The organism is Rhizobium sp. AQ_MP, from assembly GCF_014237835.1.
In the GTDB taxonomy this organism is placed as follows: Bacteria; Pseudomonadota; Alphaproteobacteria; order Rhizobiales; family Rhizobiaceae; genus Allorhizobium.
On the sequence record NZ_JACJVI010000003.1, the window covers coordinates 199,799 to 214,085 of the forward strand.

Consider the following 14,287-nt stretch of genomic DNA (forward strand, 5'->3'; position numbering starts at 1 on the left):
GCTACCGGCTTATTCCGCTGCTTCGGCTTTCGGCATTACAGACACGTAGACTCGACCGTTCGACTTCGTACGGTAGTCCACGTTGCCGGCCGTAAGTGCAAAGAGGGTATGGTCCTTGCCCATGCCGACATTCGCGCCCGGATGCCACTGGGTGCCGCGCTGACGCACGATGATGTTGCCCGGAATGACGATTTCGCCACCGAACTTCTTCACGCCGAGGCGCTTGGAATTGGAATCGCGACCGTTGCGCGAGGAACCGCCAGCTTTTTTGTGTGCCATGGGAGTTCTCCTTTAAACCTTGTAGTTAGACGCGCTTCAGGCAGCGACGATGTCGGTGATGCGCACCACGGTGTGGTGCTGACGATGGCCGCGCGAACGCTTCGAGTTCTGGCGACGACGCTTCTTGAAGGCGATGACCTTCTTGCCGCGGGTCTGCTCGACAACTTCGGCCTTGACCTTGGCGCCAGCCACGAAGGGCGCGCCGATGGTTGCGGTTTCGCCTTCGCCGACGACGAGAATCTCGGTGAATTCGATGGTTGCGCCAGCTTCGGCTTCCAGCTTTTCGATGGTCAGCACGTCGTTGGCGTTCACGCGGTACTGCTTACCGCCGGTCTTGATGACTGCGAACATTTTTTATCCTTTCATGTTCGTTCCGGCTCTCCCCTTGCGAGGGGCCGTCTTTTTGCCAGTCGGAGGAGCGGGACTTTTGGGTCCCGCCGGTTGGGCTTCGCGGATCGCGAAGAACGAAAGGCGCAGTTCGCCCACGCTTTAAGTCGAGGGTCGCATACGTGAGGGTGGGCGGGGTGTCAAGGAGAAAGCGGCAAAAAGCCCGCGCGCGCAGCGCTTAGAGCAGGCCGTGTGGCATCACAATCAATTTTCACGCGCAATTGCGCTCAGACTTCGCTCCGCAAACCTTCGACGATGTCCACCAGTCGCCTGCCTGCCACAGCCAGATCCCCGCTGTTGTCGATGGTCACGACATGCATGTCCTCGGGCAAGGGATCCGTTGCGCGGGCAAGTCTTGCCTCGATATCGGCTGCCGTTTCGCGTCCGCGCGCTGAGAGACGCTTTGCCAGCACCTCCGGGTGGGCCGTGACGTTGATCACCAGCAGACGGGGAAAGGCGGTCCGAAACGCATCAAGTGCAGAGCGGGATCCGTTGACGATGACGATATGGCCGGCGGCAAGGTCGTCATGGACACTGGCCGGAATGCCATAGCCGAGGCCGTGGGCCTTCCAGTGCACGGCAAAGGCGCCTGACCGCGCGAGGGTCTCGAAGGTCTCAGCGGTGACGGGTTCGTGGTCCTCGCCGATGGAATCCTTCGGGCGTGTGATCATTCGGCGTACGAAGTGTATATCCGTGAGACCGGAGAACCGCTTGCGGGCGAAGTCCATAAGACTGTCCTTGCCGACGCCGCTCGGGCCGACGACGGCAATCACCGCGCCCCGTGCCGGCGGATCTCCTTCCGGTGCCACGCCTGTCGCCGCTTGTGTCATCAGGCCACCCGGCGCCCTTCGCGCCAGACGGCGCGGATCACCGGCACGCCTTCATCGCGGCGTAAGCGGACGAGATCGGCACGCAGCCCGGTTTCGATGCGACCGCGGTCGTCGAGGCTGACGGTGCGGGCGGGCGTCGCCGTGACCATGGCGATGGCCTGGGGGAGCGAGATGCCATCGATCTCGTCTGCCAGAACGAAGCTCGCATGCAGCAGGCTGAGCGGTACGTAGTCGGAGGAGAGGACGTCGAGCACGCCGCGCTTGGCGAGGTCACGGGCGGCGATGTTGCCGGAATGGGACTTGCCGCGCACGACGTTGGGGGCCCCCATCAGCACGCTCATGCCCGATTGGTGCGAGGCCTCTGCGGCCTCGATGCTGGTCGGAAATTCCGCGAGTTTCACGCCATGGCCCTTCGCTTCCTCGACATGGGCGAGCGTCGCATCGTCATGGCTTGCGACCGTGATGCCACGCTCGGCGCAGGCCTTGGCGAGTGTATCGCGATGCAATGTCGAAAAGCGCTGCGAGAGCTGCAGGCGGCTTTCGACGAAGCGGGCGAACTGTTCGTCGGTCAGGCCGCGCTTGGTCTTGTAGTAGAGCGTGTACTGCTCCATCGTCTGGAACTGACGCTGGCCCGGGGAATGGTCCATCAGCGATACCAGGCGCACATGCGGGTCGTTCTCGAAGTCAGCGAAATGCTCCAGCACATTGTCGGAGGCGACTTCACAGCGCAGGTGGATGAGGTGCTCCGCGCGCAGGCGGTCGTCGCGTTCGGCGGCCTGGATCGCATCCGCCATGTCGCGCATCTCGCCCTTGTCGAAGCCGCCGTCCTCGTCCGAGCCCATGCGCAGGCAGTCGAAGACGGTGGTGATGCCGGAAGTGACGATCTGTGCATCATGGGCCTGGATGGCCGAGGTCATGTGCCAGCGCACGCCGGGGCGGGGCGAGTAATGGGACTCCAGGTGATCGGTGTGCAGTTCGACGAGGCCCGGGATCAGGTAGTCGCCGCCCAAGTCCTCGCCGGTGCTGCTCGGGCCTTCATCGATTTCGGCGATCAGGCCGTCGCGGACCACGACACTGCCGTCGACGATCCGGTCTTCAAGGACGATGCGGGCATTGGAAAAGATCTGTTCGGACATGGGATCAGCCGTTCTGTTGGGCAGCCTTCAACGGCAGCCATGAATGGACGAGAAAGGGCGCGCCGCGCTCGGGCTCGACGAAGAGTACAAGACCGTCGATCCGCAGGGGACGTCCGATGAAAGATGCAAATCTGTCGGCAAGGATGCCGGCCATGACAGGCGCCTGGGCTTCCGGCACGGGCCCGGTTAGCGTCATGTGGAAGCGGAAGTCGTCGAAGACGTAAGGATAACCCCAGCGCATGAGGTTTTCACGTTGACCGGGCGGCAGTGTGTCCGGCTTGCGCCTTGCGATATCCGCTTCGGACAGCGGGGCGCGGAAGGGCTCGAAGGTTTCGACCACATCGGCTGCGAATTGCTGCAGCGGCGGATGAAGGCTTTCGGGAACCAGTGCGAAGAATTGACCAAGCTGGCCGACGGTCACGGATGGGATATCGAAGGCGGAGGTATCCGCAGCAAAGGCTTCCATCGCCTTCAGGAGATCTGCTTCCCTTTTGTCCTCTGCCAGGTGAAAGGGAGCCTTGAGTGTTGCGTGAAAGCCGTAGCGCCTGGGATCGGCCGTCAGCGCATCCAGGTTTTCGGCCGAAAGACCGCCTTCCGCTGCCCTTGCATAGCCGACATTGGTGTAGGCATCGCGTCCGAGCCACTCCGCTGCCGTCAGGTTGAGCGGATCGTCGGCGGAAGGGGCGAAATAGAGGGCGTAACGCACGTGCATGTCTTTCGTGTCAGGTAGCGCGGGGTTCTATCCCCGCGCCTTTCATGTCAGTGGCGACTCTTGCCGATCAGGCGTGAGCGCAGGCTATTGGAGATGGCGTCGAAGAGAAACACCACGATCAGGATCAAGAGCACCATGTAGGCGACATTTTCCCAGTCGGAATTGGTGCGCATGGCTTCCCAGAGTTTGAGACCGATGCCGCCGGCACCGACGGCACCGATGATCGTGGCCGAGCGGGTGTTCGATTCCCAGAAGTAGAGCGCCTGGGAGGCAAAGACCGGCATGACTTGCGGCAGCACACCGAATCGCTGCACGGCTGCCGACGGGGCGCCGACGGATTTGACGCCCTCGCGCTGCTTGTCGTCGATGTTTTCAAGCGCTTCGGCGTAGAGCTTTCCAAGCGTGCCTGCATCGGTAATGAAGATCGCCGAGATGCCAGCGAGTGGTCCGGGACCAAAGGCGCGGGTGAAGAACAGCGCCCAGATCAGCATGTCGACCGACCGGACGAAGTCGAAGAAGCGCTTGGTCAACTGGTTGACGGGGCGGTTGCGGGTGATGTTGCGCGCCGCGATGAAGGACAGCGGGAAGGCGACGAGAACCGCGAGAAGCGTGCCCATGAAGGCCATGACGATGGTCTGAAGCAGCTTGGTCCAGACGTCGAGATGCTGCCAGGAGGCGTTATAGAGGATGTTGTTCCAGGCCAGTGCCAGATTGCTCATCTTCGGATCGATGCGTTCATCCGAGGTAATCTTCTGCCAGACTTCGCCCGTGGAGAGGCCGAAGAAAGGCGAGTTGGTATCAAAGATGAAGTTTTCCCAGCCGAAGAAGCGCTTGCGGACGCGGACACGGTCAGAGGAAACGTCGATCCAGCCGGCGGAACCGAAATAGGCGACAACACGACCGCCCTCGAGGCGTTGCTCCACCCAGTCCGGACTGCTGCCTTCAATCGTGACGGTATCCCTGACTGCATCAAGCAGCAGAGTGACCGTCTCGTCGCCTCGCTTCAGCGTCACTCTACCACCCGAGATATCGAGTGAAGCGCTATCCGACAATGCGACGCGGGCTTCCGTGATGACCTCTTGCGATGTCGCCGCCGCCGCTGTCGTCGGTGCTGCTGACTGCGTTCCGGTGGTTGCGGCCGGTGCCGGTGCCTGCGGTGTCGGGGATGCCATGAAGCTGAAAGAGGAGCCGGCTTTCGGGGCAGCGGAAGCCGGGGCGGCAGCCGACGGCGTAGCCGTCTCTGACCGGTTTATCGTTTCGCGTGTCGTTTCAATCCAGTCGGGGTTCGGATTGGGACCGATCGGATCGAAGCGGGGATAGCTGATCGTCAGCGCTCCATCCCGGTCAATGTCGAATTCCGGACGGATTTCGTAGGACACCCAGTCGGCGAGGTAATTGCCCGCGATGCCCCAATTGGCTTCAGAGAGCGTCTTGCCAATGGCGAAGAACCACCAGCAGAACAGGAAATAGAGCGCGACAATCCCGACCGAGACGGGGATCCGATAGCGTTGCCAGAAACTGCGCTCCAGCACCTGCGGATAGCGTTCAGCCAGACGGTTCAGTTCGGCGGCGTTCATCATGGACATCAAAACCTCACGTGACCGACTGGAAGGCCTGATCGCCGACAAGCTTGCGGCGGAGCCAGGCAGAGAATTGGTCCACGGCAATCACCGTCGACAGAAGAAGGAGAATGATCGCGAGCGTCTTGGCTTCATGGCCCTGGCCGATCGACAGGCGCAGGGCTTCGCCGATGCCGCCGCCGCCGACCGCGCCGATGATGGTCGAGGCGCGGACGTTGATCTCCAGGCGCAGCAGGAAATAGCTCATGAAGTTCGGCATGACCTGCGGCGTGATGGCGAACCAGACGCGCTCGAACCAGTTGGCGCCGACCGCTCTCAGCCCCTCGTCCGGCCGCATGTCGGCGTTTTCGATCACCTCGAAGAAGAGCTTTCCGAGGGCGCCGATCGTGTGGACGGTGACGGCGATGATCGCCGGAATCGGTCCAAGCGAGAGGATCGCCAGGAAGAAACCGGCAATGACGACTTCCGGGAAGGCGCGCAGGATTTCCATGACGCGGCGCACCGGCCAGCGGATCCAGGCGCTCGGCATGGTGTTCTTCGCCGCCAGGAATGCCAGTGCATAGCCGAAGATCATGGCGATCACGGTCGAGAGCAGTGCGATGTTCACCGTCTCGAGCATCTTGTGGAAGTATTCCGGGATGTAGAGGCTCTCGGTGATGTAGAACCGGCCTTCCGGATAATTGTATTTCAGGCTCCCATCGTCATAGGGCGACGGCAGGTCGAAGAGGGCGCGCCAGATTTCCCAGCCATCGCGGGGGACGAGCTCGCCGACGAAATCGAAGAGATAGGGCAGCCTGTCAAAGAACTTGCCGGCATTCGTCTCGTTGGCGAACCAGAGCGATCCGGTGACGGCGAGAAACAGGATGACGAGACTCAAGCCCGTATACATCCGCCGCTTTGCGGCAAGTTCCTGCCAGTGGCGCTCGACAATGGCGCCGCGTTCGCTCAATGGGGGCTGGGTCGCCATCATGGCCATTGCCGCAAGTCCTTCGAATAGACGGAAAGGAAAGACCGCCGGCGGTATCCACCGGCGGTCTTCTGGGATGCGTTGCGATCAGCCGCCGATGGTGGCCTTACGAGCGTCGATGATCGGCTTGTAGAAGTCGACCGTCACTTCGGTGAAGCCCTTGAAGTCGCCACCCTGAATAGCCGAGAAGCAGGCCGGGTCGGAGGTCGGCAGGTCCATCATGAACTGCTTGAACTTCGCCTTCATGTCTTCGTTCATCGAGGTGCGAACGACGACCGGGCCGTTCGGGATCAGCGGGGACTTCCAGACTTCGACCAGGTCGTCCATGTTCAGGATGCCCTTGTCGACCATCTTCTTCAGGTTGCCCGAGGTGTAGCCGTCCTTAAATTCGCCAACGCCCGAACCCCAGGTCGTGCCGACGTCGAAGGTGCCCTTGACCACTTCGAGAACGAGGTTCTCGTGACCGCCGCCGAAGCCGGTGGAAGCGACAACCTGGTCAACCGGGGCGCCGAGGGCTTCCGGCAAGGTGACGAGCGGCACGAGGTAGCCGGAGGTGGAGTCCGGATCGGCATAGCCGAGCTTCTTGCCCTTGATGTCTTCGATCTTGGTGATGCCGCTGTCCTTGCGGGCAACCATGATCGAATAGTAGCCGCTGGAGCCGTCGGTCTGAACGGTGGTCAGGATCGGCTCGACGGCGTCAGCCTTGGCGAGGTACACCTTGGCGAAGGCCGATGCGCCGAGTTCGGCGTAGTCGAGCGTGCCGCCGAGCAGGCCCTGAACGACGCCGTCATAGTCGGCGGCCGGGAAGAGCGAGACCTTTTCTACGCCGAGAACCGACGGCAGCTTTTCGGTCATGCACTGGAAGTTGCGCAGGCGGTCGGCTTCGTTTTCGCCGCCGAGGATGCCGATCCGGAATTCCTTGAGGTCTTCGGCGTGAACGCCGGAGGCCAGAGCAACGAGAGCCGCCGTGGCGAGCAGGGTCTTCTTCAACATGAGTTCATCTCCTGTTTCGTAGGATGAGGGTATGTCTTGACGTATCGCCCGTGTCGCAGGGCCAGCGATCTTCGTGGCTCAGGCCTCAGCGACGGCGAGAGGGCGGAGGCCAGCGGATGGGATCTTGCGCTGCACATTGTCCTGATGCGCAATGTTGATGCTCGTCGAGGTCATGGTCTCGTCGATGCCGGCGCCATGCTGGTCGGCGCCGTAGATTTCATGCACAGCCTCGGCCGTGAGTTCGTTCGGCGAGCCGTCGAAAACCACGCGACCACGGGCCATGCCGATGATGCGCTCGCAGTAATTGCGGGCGGTATCCAGCGTGTGGAGATTGGTGATGACGGTGATGCCTTCGCTCTCGTTGATGTCGCGGAGCGCATCCATAACGATCTTGGCGTTGAGGGGATCAAGCGAGGCGATCGGCTCGTCAGCCAGCACCATTTTCGGCGACTGCATCAGGGCGCGGGCAATTGCCACGCGCTGCTGCTGGCCACCCGACAGGGTGCCGGCTGCTTGGAGGGCGGTCTGCTCGATGCCCAGACGCTCGAGAGCGGCGATCGCCATCAGGCGCTCCTCGCGGGTGAAGACATTGAGGATCGAGAGGGCCGTCGAACGGTGATTGAGGCGGCCAAGCAGGACATTGGTCAGCACGTCGAGACGCGGCACCAGGTTGAACTGCTGGAAGATCATGGCGCAGTCGCGCTGCCAGTTGCGGAGCGCCGTGCCATGCAGATTGGAGATCTCGAGATCGCCGAAACGGATGCTGCCGGAGGTCGGGTCGACCAGGCGGTTAATCATGCGCAGCAGCGTCGATTTGCCGGCGCCGGAGCGGCCGATCACGCCGACCATCTGGCCAGCCGGGATCTCAAGCGTGACCGAGTCTACGGCCTTGTTGGTTCCGAACTGGCGGGTGAGGTTGTCCAGCCTGAAGAGCATCGTCTTTCCTTCGCCGTCATTGATTGCGGTGCTGGATAGGCATTAGCCTTGGCCCGTGAAATGCGAATGTCAGTTTCGTGTAGGATTTGTGAAACCAGCCAAGCCGCTGAAATGCTTGGGCTTAGGCGTACTTTTCGAGGAAGTTTTCCGCGTCCATGTGACGGAAATCCTCAAGCGCGCCAAAGAGACGGTCGTGATCCCAGTCCCACCAGGCAAGCGCCTGCATGCGCTCGGCGACCGACTTTGGAAAACGCTCGCGGATCAGCTTTGCCGGCACGCCGCCGACGATGGTGTAGGGGGCAACATCGCGGGAAACGACGGCGCCCGCTCCGATCACCGCGCCATCGCCGACAGTGACGCCGGGCAGCACGGTTGCGCCGTGGCCGATCCAGACATCGTGGCCGATCGACACCCTGTTATCGCGGCGCCAGGCAAAGAAGTCGTGGTCGTTTTCCGCGCCGTCGAAATAGTCGGCGGCGCGATAGGTGAAGTGGTGCAGGGTGGGGCGCCAGGTCGGGTGATTGGTGGCGTTGATGCGGACGGCGGCTGCGATGTTGGCGAACTTGCCGATCGTCGCGCACCAGACGGCGCCGTCCTGCATGATGTAGGAGTAGTCGCCCATCTCGACTTCATCGAGACGGCATCGATCGGCGACTTCGGTGTAGCGGCCAAGGGTCGAATTGACGACCCGGGCGGTTTCGTGGACGAGGGGCTCAAGCCCGAGCTTCTTCGTCATGCCGCGACCTTTCGCGGTGAAAACTGCATGACGTCGAGAATGCGGTCGGCGACGGCTTCGCGCACTTCCTCGTCGTGGAAAATGCCAAGCAGGGCAACACCGGCATCCTTCTTCGCGCGGATCATCGAGACCACGACAGCGCGATTGGCCGCGTCGAGCGAGGCGGTCGGCTCATCCAGCAACAGCACGGCGTGGTCGGTGATGAAGCCACGGGCGATGTTGACGCGCTGCTGTTCGCCACCGGAGAAGGTGGAGGGCGGCAGCTGCCAGAGATCGCGCGGCAAGTTTAGCCGGCTCAGGAGCTCAGCGGCGCGGTCGCGTGCTTCGTCCGTCGAAACACCGCGGGCGACGAGCGGTTCGGCCACCACGTCGAGGGTCGAGACGCGCGGGACGGTGCGCAGGAACTGGCTGACATAACCCAGCGTGCCGCGTCGGACTTCGAGCACCGTGCGGGGATCTGCCGAGGCGATGTCGACAATGCGGCCGCCGTGGTTGATGAGGATCTGGCCCTGGTCGACGGCGTAGTTGCCGTAGAGCATCTTCAGGATCGAACTCTTGCCGATGCCCGAGGGGCCGCCGAGCACGACGCATTCCCCGGCTGTGACAGAAAACGAGACATTGGCCACGACCGGAAGGACCAGCCCACCGCGCAGGTGCATGGTGAAGCTTTTCGCCACTTCCGAAACGATGAGCGGGGTCGGCATGATATTTTCCTTTCGCGACGTCCGTCAGACTTGGATGTCAGACCTGGAGGATCGAGGAGACGAGCAGCTGGGTATAGGGTTCGCGGGGGTCGTCGAGCACGCGATCGGTCAGCCCGTGTTCGATGACATGACCGTCCTTCATCACCATCATCCGGTGCGAGAGCAGGCGGGCGACCGCGAGGTCGTGGGTGACGACGATGGCCGAGAGGCCGAGGTCGTTGACGAGGCCGCGGACGAGATCGAGCAGGCGTGCCTGAACCGAGACATCGAGACCGCCGGTCGGCTCGTCCATGAAGACAAGGCGGGGTCCTGTCACAAGATTGCGGGCGATCTGCAGGCGCTGGCGCATGCCGCCCGAAAAGGCGCGCGGCTGGTCGTCGATGCGGTCGGTCGAGATCTCGACGCGTTCCAGCCATTCGCTCGCCGTCTGGCGGATCTTCCCATAGTGCCTGTCACCGATGGCCATCAGGCGCTCGCCGACATTGGCGCCGGCCGAGACGGTCATGCGCAGACCGTCAGACGGGTTCTGGTGCACGAAGCCCCAGTCGGTGCGCATCAGGAATCGGCGTTCCGCCTCGCCCATATGGTAGAGCTCGCGGTATTGGCCGTCGCGCATGTGGTAGTCGACGCTGCCCGTCGTCGGCATCAGCCGGGTCGAGAGGCAGTTCAGAAGTGTCGTCTTGCCCGAGCCGCTTTCGCCGACAATGGCGAGCACTTCGCCCGGCCAGAGATCGAAGGAGACGTTCGAGCAGCCGATCCGGCTGCCGTAGAATTTCGAGAGGTTGCGAACTTTCAGAAGCGGTTGCTCGCTCATCGGGCGATCCTCCAGGTAATTTTGAGCTGGGCGTTACCCCCCTCTGGCCTGCCGGCCATCTCCCCCTCAAGGGGGGAGATCGGTTGGCGGCGATTGCGCGTCCAGCCAGTAAACGCCCTAGGTTCGGTCGATCTCTCAGAAGAGATTTGTCTACCGGTGGTGGTTGGCCAGCCGACGAGGCCGTGAGCTGATCTCCCCCCTTGAGGGGGAGATGCCCGGCAGGGCAGAGGGGGGTGAGCCGCGAATGCAACCTTCATTCCGCGGCCTCCTTTTTCTGGAAGAGCATCTCGCCGACATGGCCTTCCGCCTGGCGTGTCTCGCAGTGGTCGGTATCCGAGCAGACGAACATCCGGCCGCCCTTGTCGTCGAGCACGACCTCGTCGAGATAGACGTTCCGGGCGCCGCAGAGGGCGCAGGGCTTGTCGAAGGTCTGGACCTCGAAGGGGTGATCCTCGAAGTCGAGGCTGACGACGTCGGTATAGGGCGGCACCGCATAGATGCGCTTTTCACGGCCCGCGCCGAAGAGCTGCAGGGCTTGCGACATGTGCATCTTCGGATTGTCGAACTTCGGTGTCGGCGACGGATCCATCACGTAGCGGCCCTCGACCTTCACCGGATAGGCATAAGTCGTGGCAATGCGGCCATGCTTGGCGATGTCTTCGTAGAGCTTCACATGCATAAGGCCGTATTCTTCCAGCGCATGCATTTTGCGGGTCTCGGTCTCGCGCGGCTCAAGGAAGCGTAGGGGTTCCGGGATCGGCACCTGGTAGACCAGAACCTGGCCCTCTTTCAGCGTCTCCTCCGGTATCCGGTGGCGCGTCTGGATGATCGTCGCTTCGCCGGTATTGGTGGTGACGGCGACCTCGGCGACTTTCTGAAAGAAGGCGCGGATGGAGACGGCGTTTGTCGTGTCGTCGGCGCCCTGGTCGATGACCTTCAGCGTGTCGTCCTGCCCGATGATCGAGGCGGTGACTTGCACGCCGCCGGTGCCCCAGCCATAGGGCATGGGCATTTCGCGGCTTGCAAACGGCACTTGATAACCAGGAATGGCGATCGCCTTCAGGATCGCGCGGCGGATCATACGCTTGGTCTGTTCGTCCAGATAGGCGAAATTGTAGGTGGCGAGTTCCATTGCCGGCGCGCTCATTCTGCGGCCTCCTTCAGATCTGTCTGTTCTGTCTTGGCGGCATCGTGCTTTGTCCGCATGCGGCGGACGAGATCGAGTTCGGCCTGGAAGTCGACGTAATGCGGCAGCTTCAGATGTTCGACGAAACCGGTCGCCTGGACGTTGTCGCAATGGGAAATCACGAATTCCTCGTCTTGGGCCGGTGCCACGACGTCCTCGCCGAATTCCTGCGTGCGTAGCGCCCGATCGACCAGCGACATGGACATGGCCTTGCGTTCGCTCTGGCCGAAGACGAGGCCGTAGCCGCGGGTGAACTGCGGCGGGGCCTTGGCCGAACCCTTGAACTGATTGACCATTTGGCATTCGGTGACGCGGATCTCGCCGAGCGAAACGGCAAAACCCAGCTCCGGCACGTCGAATTCGACCTCGACCAGACCCATGCGGATTTCACCGACAAAGGGGTGGGTGCGGCCATAACCGCGCTGGGTCGAATAGCCGAGGGCGAGCAGGAAGCCCTCGTCGCCACGGGCCAGCGCCTGGAGGCGCAGGTCGCGGGGCATCGGAAATTCCATCGGCTCGCGGGTGATGTCGCCGGCGATGTGATCCTCGGGCATCTCGCCATCCGGCTCGATCAGGCCTTCGCCGTCGAGGATGTCCGAGACCCGCATGACATAATCCAGGCCTTCCTCACGCTGCTCGCCCATATCCACCGTCTCGTCATCGAGCAGCGAGGGGTCGAGCAGGCGGTGGGTATAGTCGAAGGTGGGGCCGAGCAACTGTCCGCCGGGCAGATCCTTGTAGGTGGCGGAGACGCGGCGCTCGACGCGCATCTCACCGGTTTCGATCGGTCGCGACGTGCCGAAGCGCGGCAGCGTGGTGCGGTAGGCGCGCAGCAGGAAGATCGCTTCGATCATGTCGCCGCGCGACTGCTTGAGGGCGAGTGCTGCGAGCGCGCAGTCATAGAGCGAGGCTTCGGCCATGACGCGGTCCACGGCGAGGCCGAGCTGGGCAACGATCTGGTCGATCGTCACTGACGGCAGCGACCTGTCGCCACGGCGGCGGTCAGCGAGCAGCTTGTGGGCGTTGGCAATGGCTTTCTCGCCACCCTTGACGGCAACATACATGGCTCAGGCCTCCATCTCGCGGATCTTTGTCGTGCGCGGGAGCGCGATGAAACGTCGACCTGCCGTCAGCACCAGATCGACGCCACGCGGGAACAGGGCGCGATTGTCGGCCCATTGGCGCAGGAAAGTATCAGGCACACCCTTCGGGGCGATCGTGGCGGTGTCGCGAATACCGGGGCCCGACAGCTGCAGAGGCTGGCCGCCCTCCAGCGATGCGACCTCTACGACCAGCGTCGTTGAACGGTCCGGGTATTCCTGCGTTCCCAATGCAAATTGTGAGAGCGAAGGGAACGGTGCTCCCGCTTCGACGAAGGCGAATTTGGTATCGGTCTTTGTGGACGTCAGGCTGGCGCCGGTGTGGAAGCCGATCCAGCCTGGCAGGGCGGATTTGGCGAGCAAAGGCGTGACCCAGATCGGCGTGTCGTGGTCGCAGAGCGTCAGCAGCAGGGCGCCTGCCGCAATGCCGATCGGTGCGGGTGGTGCGACGGCGACGTCGACGACACCGATGCTGCCGGGGCGGGCCATGGCGTCCATCACGCTGCGGAAGACAGCTTGAGCATGGGTGACGGCATCCGGGAAACCGCCGTCGAGGCTTTCAGTCACGTCGAGCATCAGTCTTCTCCGCGAACCATGGTGAAGAAATCGACCTTCGTGGCGGCCGTTTCGGCTTCGAGCCGTTCTGCTTCCGCCGCGAGGCGTGTTTCGAGAGGCGTCAGGAGGCGGGCCTCCAGCAGAGCGCGGGCGGCATCGTCCTGCGCCATGGCATCGAGAACGGCCGAGAGCTCAGCTGCCTTGCGGTCGGTTCCGAGGCGGTAGCCATGGCCGATCCGTCCGTCTGCGAGCCGCACGCTTGCCCGGCTGACCGTCGCTTCGCCGAGGTTGAAGGGCGCGCCGCCACCGCCGATACGGCCCTTGACCATGACGAGGCCAGTCTCCGGGCCGCGCAGCGTTTTGTGAGCCGGCGCCTGGTCAAAGGCGGCAAGGGTTTCTTGAAGTTCGGTCAGCGTGGCTTTCGCCAGCAGATCGACGATCCGCTTGCGATTGGCCTGTGCACCGGGGTCGATTTCGTTGGCTCTGTGCATTGTCAGTCCTCGAAATGTCTAGTAATATAGACAACCATACAAGTTACTTTAGGAGTAACCCGTGGTCGTGACAAGCTTGTGACAGGGAGCCGGTATTTCCGTGATGCAGAGACAAAAGGGTGTCGCTCTCTGGCGCCAGATTTCCGACCGGATTCGCGCCAACATTCTCGCAGGTCTCTATGACAAGACGGGCATGGTGCCGGCGGAAACGGCGCTGGCGGAGGAATTCGGTGTCAACCGTCATACCGTGCGGGCAGCCTTGGCGGCGCTTGCTCAGGAGGGGATCGTCCGGGCAGCCCAGGGGCGCGGCACAATGATCACCCAGCGCGACAAATTCGATTTTCCGATCGGACGCCGAACCCGCTTCACCGAGGGGATCGGCGAGCAGGCCCGTGATCTCAAGGGCATCCTCCTGTCCTCCGGACGGGAGGTTGCGACGCCCGAGCTCATCGAGCGGCTGAAGCTTGCTCCGGGTGACGAGGTGCTGAGGCTGGACGGGATCAGGAAGGCGGACGGACGTGCCGTCTCCCGGTCCACGATGTGGTTTCCGGCCGAGCGCTTCGAAGGCATCGACAAGGCGTTCGCCGATACGGGCTCGATCACGCGGGCGCTATCATACTGCGGGGTCGAGGATTATCTGCGCGACGTGACGGAGATCTCGGCTGTTCATGCCGAGCCGGACGATGTTGCCCATCTCGAGCTGACGCCGGGCGCCATCGTGCTGGTGACGCGGGCGGTCAATACGGATCCTGACGGTCGGCCGATCCAGTTTGCAGTCACGCGGTTTCCGGCGGATCGGGTGCAGTTCACGATCCGGAATTGACTTGGTGCCGATATGGACCACCTGAACGGTTGCGACACCAGGAGGTCGACCTCCTGGT

At 62.7% G+C, this 14,287-nt stretch carries 17 protein-coding genes; 1 reads left to right on the top strand and 16 read right to left on the bottom strand.

What is annotated here, in order from left to right:
* Nucleotides 1–9 precede the first annotated feature (9 nt).
* The 16 genes from rpmA to phnG form a co-directional block, all read right to left on the bottom strand.
* On the bottom strand, nt 10–279 hold the full coding sequence (rpmA, locus tag H6M51_RS06680; RefSeq protein WP_185809109.1) for a 50S ribosomal protein L27: 270 nt from the start codon (nt 277–279) through the stop codon (nt 10–12).
* A gap of 36 nt (nt 280–315) precedes the next feature.
* Nucleotides 316–630: a 50S ribosomal protein L21 gene (gene rplU / locus H6M51_RS06685; protein WP_185809110.1), complete on the bottom strand. Its 315-nt coding sequence runs from the start codon at nt 628–630 to the stop codon at nt 316–318.
* A 263-nt stretch (nt 631–893) separates the two neighbouring features.
* Entirely contained in the window at nt 894–1,496 is a 603-nt protein-coding gene (gene phnN, locus H6M51_RS06690; RefSeq protein WP_185809111.1) for a phosphonate metabolism protein/1,5-bisphosphokinase (PRPP-forming) PhnN, read from the bottom strand.
* On the bottom strand, nt 1,496–2,632 hold the full coding sequence (locus tag H6M51_RS06695) for an alpha-D-ribose 1-methylphosphonate 5-triphosphate diphosphatase (protein WP_185809112.1): 1,137 nt from the start codon (nt 2,630–2,632) through the stop codon (nt 1,496–1,498). The genes phnN and H6M51_RS06695 overlap by 1 nt, the downstream gene beginning before the upstream one ends.
* Nucleotides 2,633–2,636: 4 nt before the next feature.
* Nucleotides 2,637–3,338: a DUF1045 domain-containing protein gene (locus H6M51_RS06700; protein WP_185809350.1), complete on the bottom strand. Its 702-nt coding sequence runs from the start codon at nt 3,336–3,338 to the stop codon at nt 2,637–2,639.
* 53 nt (nt 3,339–3,391) lie between these two features.
* Nucleotides 3,392–4,930, bottom strand: a complete 1,539-nt coding sequence (phnE, locus tag H6M51_RS06705) for a phosphonate ABC transporter, permease protein PhnE (RefSeq protein ID WP_185809113.1) — start codon at nt 4,928–4,930, stop codon at nt 3,392–3,394.
* 7 nt (nt 4,931–4,937) lie between these two features.
* The gene (gene phnE, locus H6M51_RS06710) at nt 4,938–5,900 is read right to left on the bottom strand and encodes a phosphonate ABC transporter, permease protein PhnE (RefSeq protein ID WP_113459021.1); all 963 of its coding nucleotides are present in this window, start codon (nt 5,898–5,900) and stop codon (nt 4,938–4,940) included.
* Nucleotides 5,901–5,978: 78 nt separating this feature from the next.
* Nucleotides 5,979–6,884, bottom strand: a complete 906-nt coding sequence (gene phnD, locus H6M51_RS06715; RefSeq protein WP_185809114.1) for a phosphonate ABC transporter substrate-binding protein — start codon at nt 6,882–6,884, stop codon at nt 5,979–5,981.
* 78 nt (nt 6,885–6,962) lie between these two features.
* Nucleotides 6,963–7,820 carry a phosphonate ABC transporter ATP-binding protein gene (gene phnC, locus H6M51_RS06720; RefSeq protein ID WP_185809115.1) on the bottom strand — a complete coding sequence of 286 codons (858 nt, stop codon included), beginning with the start codon at nt 7,818–7,820 and terminating at the stop codon, nt 6,963–6,965.
* Nucleotides 7,821–7,941: 121 nt separating this feature from the next.
* On the bottom strand, nt 7,942–8,556 hold the full coding sequence (locus H6M51_RS06725; protein ID WP_185809116.1) for a DapH/DapD/GlmU-related protein: 615 nt from the start codon (nt 8,554–8,556) through the stop codon (nt 7,942–7,944).
* Nucleotides 8,553–9,260: a phosphonate C-P lyase system protein PhnL gene (gene phnL / locus H6M51_RS06730; protein ID WP_185809117.1), complete on the bottom strand. Its 708-nt coding sequence runs from the start codon at nt 9,258–9,260 to the stop codon at nt 8,553–8,555. The genes H6M51_RS06725 and phnL overlap by 4 nt, the downstream gene beginning before the upstream one ends.
* Before the next feature lie 37 nt (nt 9,261–9,297).
* The gene (phnK, locus tag H6M51_RS06735; protein WP_185809118.1) at nt 9,298–10,074 is read right to left on the bottom strand and encodes a phosphonate C-P lyase system protein PhnK; all 777 of its coding nucleotides are present in this window, start codon (nt 10,072–10,074) and stop codon (nt 9,298–9,300) included.
* 253 nt (nt 10,075–10,327) lie between these two features.
* Nucleotides 10,328–11,206: an alpha-D-ribose 1-methylphosphonate 5-phosphate C-P-lyase PhnJ gene (locus tag H6M51_RS06740; protein WP_185809351.1), complete on the bottom strand. Its 879-nt coding sequence runs from the start codon at nt 11,204–11,206 to the stop codon at nt 10,328–10,330.
* Nucleotides 11,207–11,217: 11 nt separating this feature from the next.
* Nucleotides 11,218–12,324, bottom strand: a complete 1,107-nt coding sequence (locus H6M51_RS06745; RefSeq protein WP_185809119.1) for a carbon-phosphorus lyase complex subunit PhnI — start codon at nt 12,322–12,324, stop codon at nt 11,218–11,220.
* Between the two features lie 3 nt (nt 12,325–12,327).
* A complete protein-coding gene (phnH, locus tag H6M51_RS06750; protein WP_185809120.1) occupies nt 12,328–12,936 on the bottom strand; it encodes a phosphonate C-P lyase system protein PhnH in 609 nt (202 codons plus the stop codon).
* Nucleotides 12,936–13,406, bottom strand: coding sequence for a phosphonate C-P lyase system protein PhnG (gene phnG / locus H6M51_RS06755; protein WP_185809121.1), 471 nt, complete (start codon nt 13,404–13,406; stop codon nt 12,936–12,938). Before phnG ends, phnH begins: the two co-directional genes overlap by 1 nt.
* A 103-nt stretch (nt 13,407–13,509) precedes the next feature.
* Between phnG and phnF the strand changes: the two genes are divergently transcribed.
* Nucleotides 13,510–14,229, top strand: a complete 720-nt coding sequence (gene phnF, locus H6M51_RS06760; RefSeq protein ID WP_185809122.1) for a phosphonate metabolism transcriptional regulator PhnF — start codon at nt 13,510–13,512, stop codon at nt 14,227–14,229.
* Nucleotides 14,230–14,287 lie beyond the last annotated feature (58 nt).

Coding starts and splice junctions, on each gene's coding strand:
- phnG (WP_185809121.1), bottom strand. CDS start 13,406: ATGCACAGAGCCAACGAAATCGACCCCGGTGCACAGGCCAATCGCAAG.
- phnF (WP_185809122.1), top strand. CDS start 13,510: ATGCAGAGACAAAAGGGTGTCGCTCTCTGGCGCCAGATTTCCGACCGG.
- phnE (WP_113459021.1), bottom strand. CDS start 5,900: ATGGCCATGATGGCGACCCAGCCCCCATTGAGCGAACGCGGCGCCATT.
- H6M51_RS06740 (WP_185809351.1), bottom strand. CDS start 11,206: ATGGAACTCGCCACCTACAATTTCGCCTATCTGGACGAACAGACCAAG.
- rplU (WP_185809110.1), bottom strand. CDS start 630: ATGTTCGCAGTCATCAAGACCGGCGGTAAGCAGTACCGCGTGAACGCC.
- phnK (WP_185809118.1), bottom strand. CDS start 10,074: ATGAGCGAGCAACCGCTTCTGAAAGTTCGCAACCTCTCGAAATTCTAC.
- H6M51_RS06745 (WP_185809119.1), bottom strand. CDS start 12,324: ATGTATGTTGCCGTCAAGGGTGGCGAGAAAGCCATTGCCAACGCCCAC.
- phnN (WP_185809111.1), bottom strand. CDS start 1,496: ATGACACAAGCGGCGACAGGCGTGGCACCGGAAGGAGATCCGCCGGCA.
- phnL (WP_185809117.1), bottom strand. CDS start 9,260: ATGCCGACCCCGCTCATCGTTTCGGAAGTGGCGAAAAGCTTCACCATG.
- H6M51_RS06725 (WP_185809116.1), bottom strand. CDS start 8,556: ATGACGAAGAAGCTCGGGCTTGAGCCCCTCGTCCACGAAACCGCCCGG.
- phnE (WP_185809113.1), bottom strand. CDS start 4,930: ATGTCCATGATGAACGCCGCCGAACTGAACCGTCTGGCTGAACGCTAT.
- H6M51_RS06695 (WP_185809112.1), bottom strand. CDS start 2,632: ATGTCCGAACAGATCTTTTCCAATGCCCGCATCGTCCTTGAAGACCGG.
- phnC (WP_185809115.1), bottom strand. CDS start 7,820: ATGCTCTTCAGGCTGGACAACCTCACCCGCCAGTTCGGAACCAACAAG.
- phnH (WP_185809120.1), bottom strand. CDS start 12,936: ATGCTCGACGTGACTGAAAGCCTCGACGGCGGTTTCCCGGATGCCGTC.
- phnD (WP_185809114.1), bottom strand. CDS start 6,884: ATGTTGAAGAAGACCCTGCTCGCCACGGCGGCTCTCGTTGCTCTGGCC.
- rpmA (WP_185809109.1), bottom strand. CDS start 279: ATGGCACACAAAAAAGCTGGCGGTTCCTCGCGCAACGGTCGCGATTCC.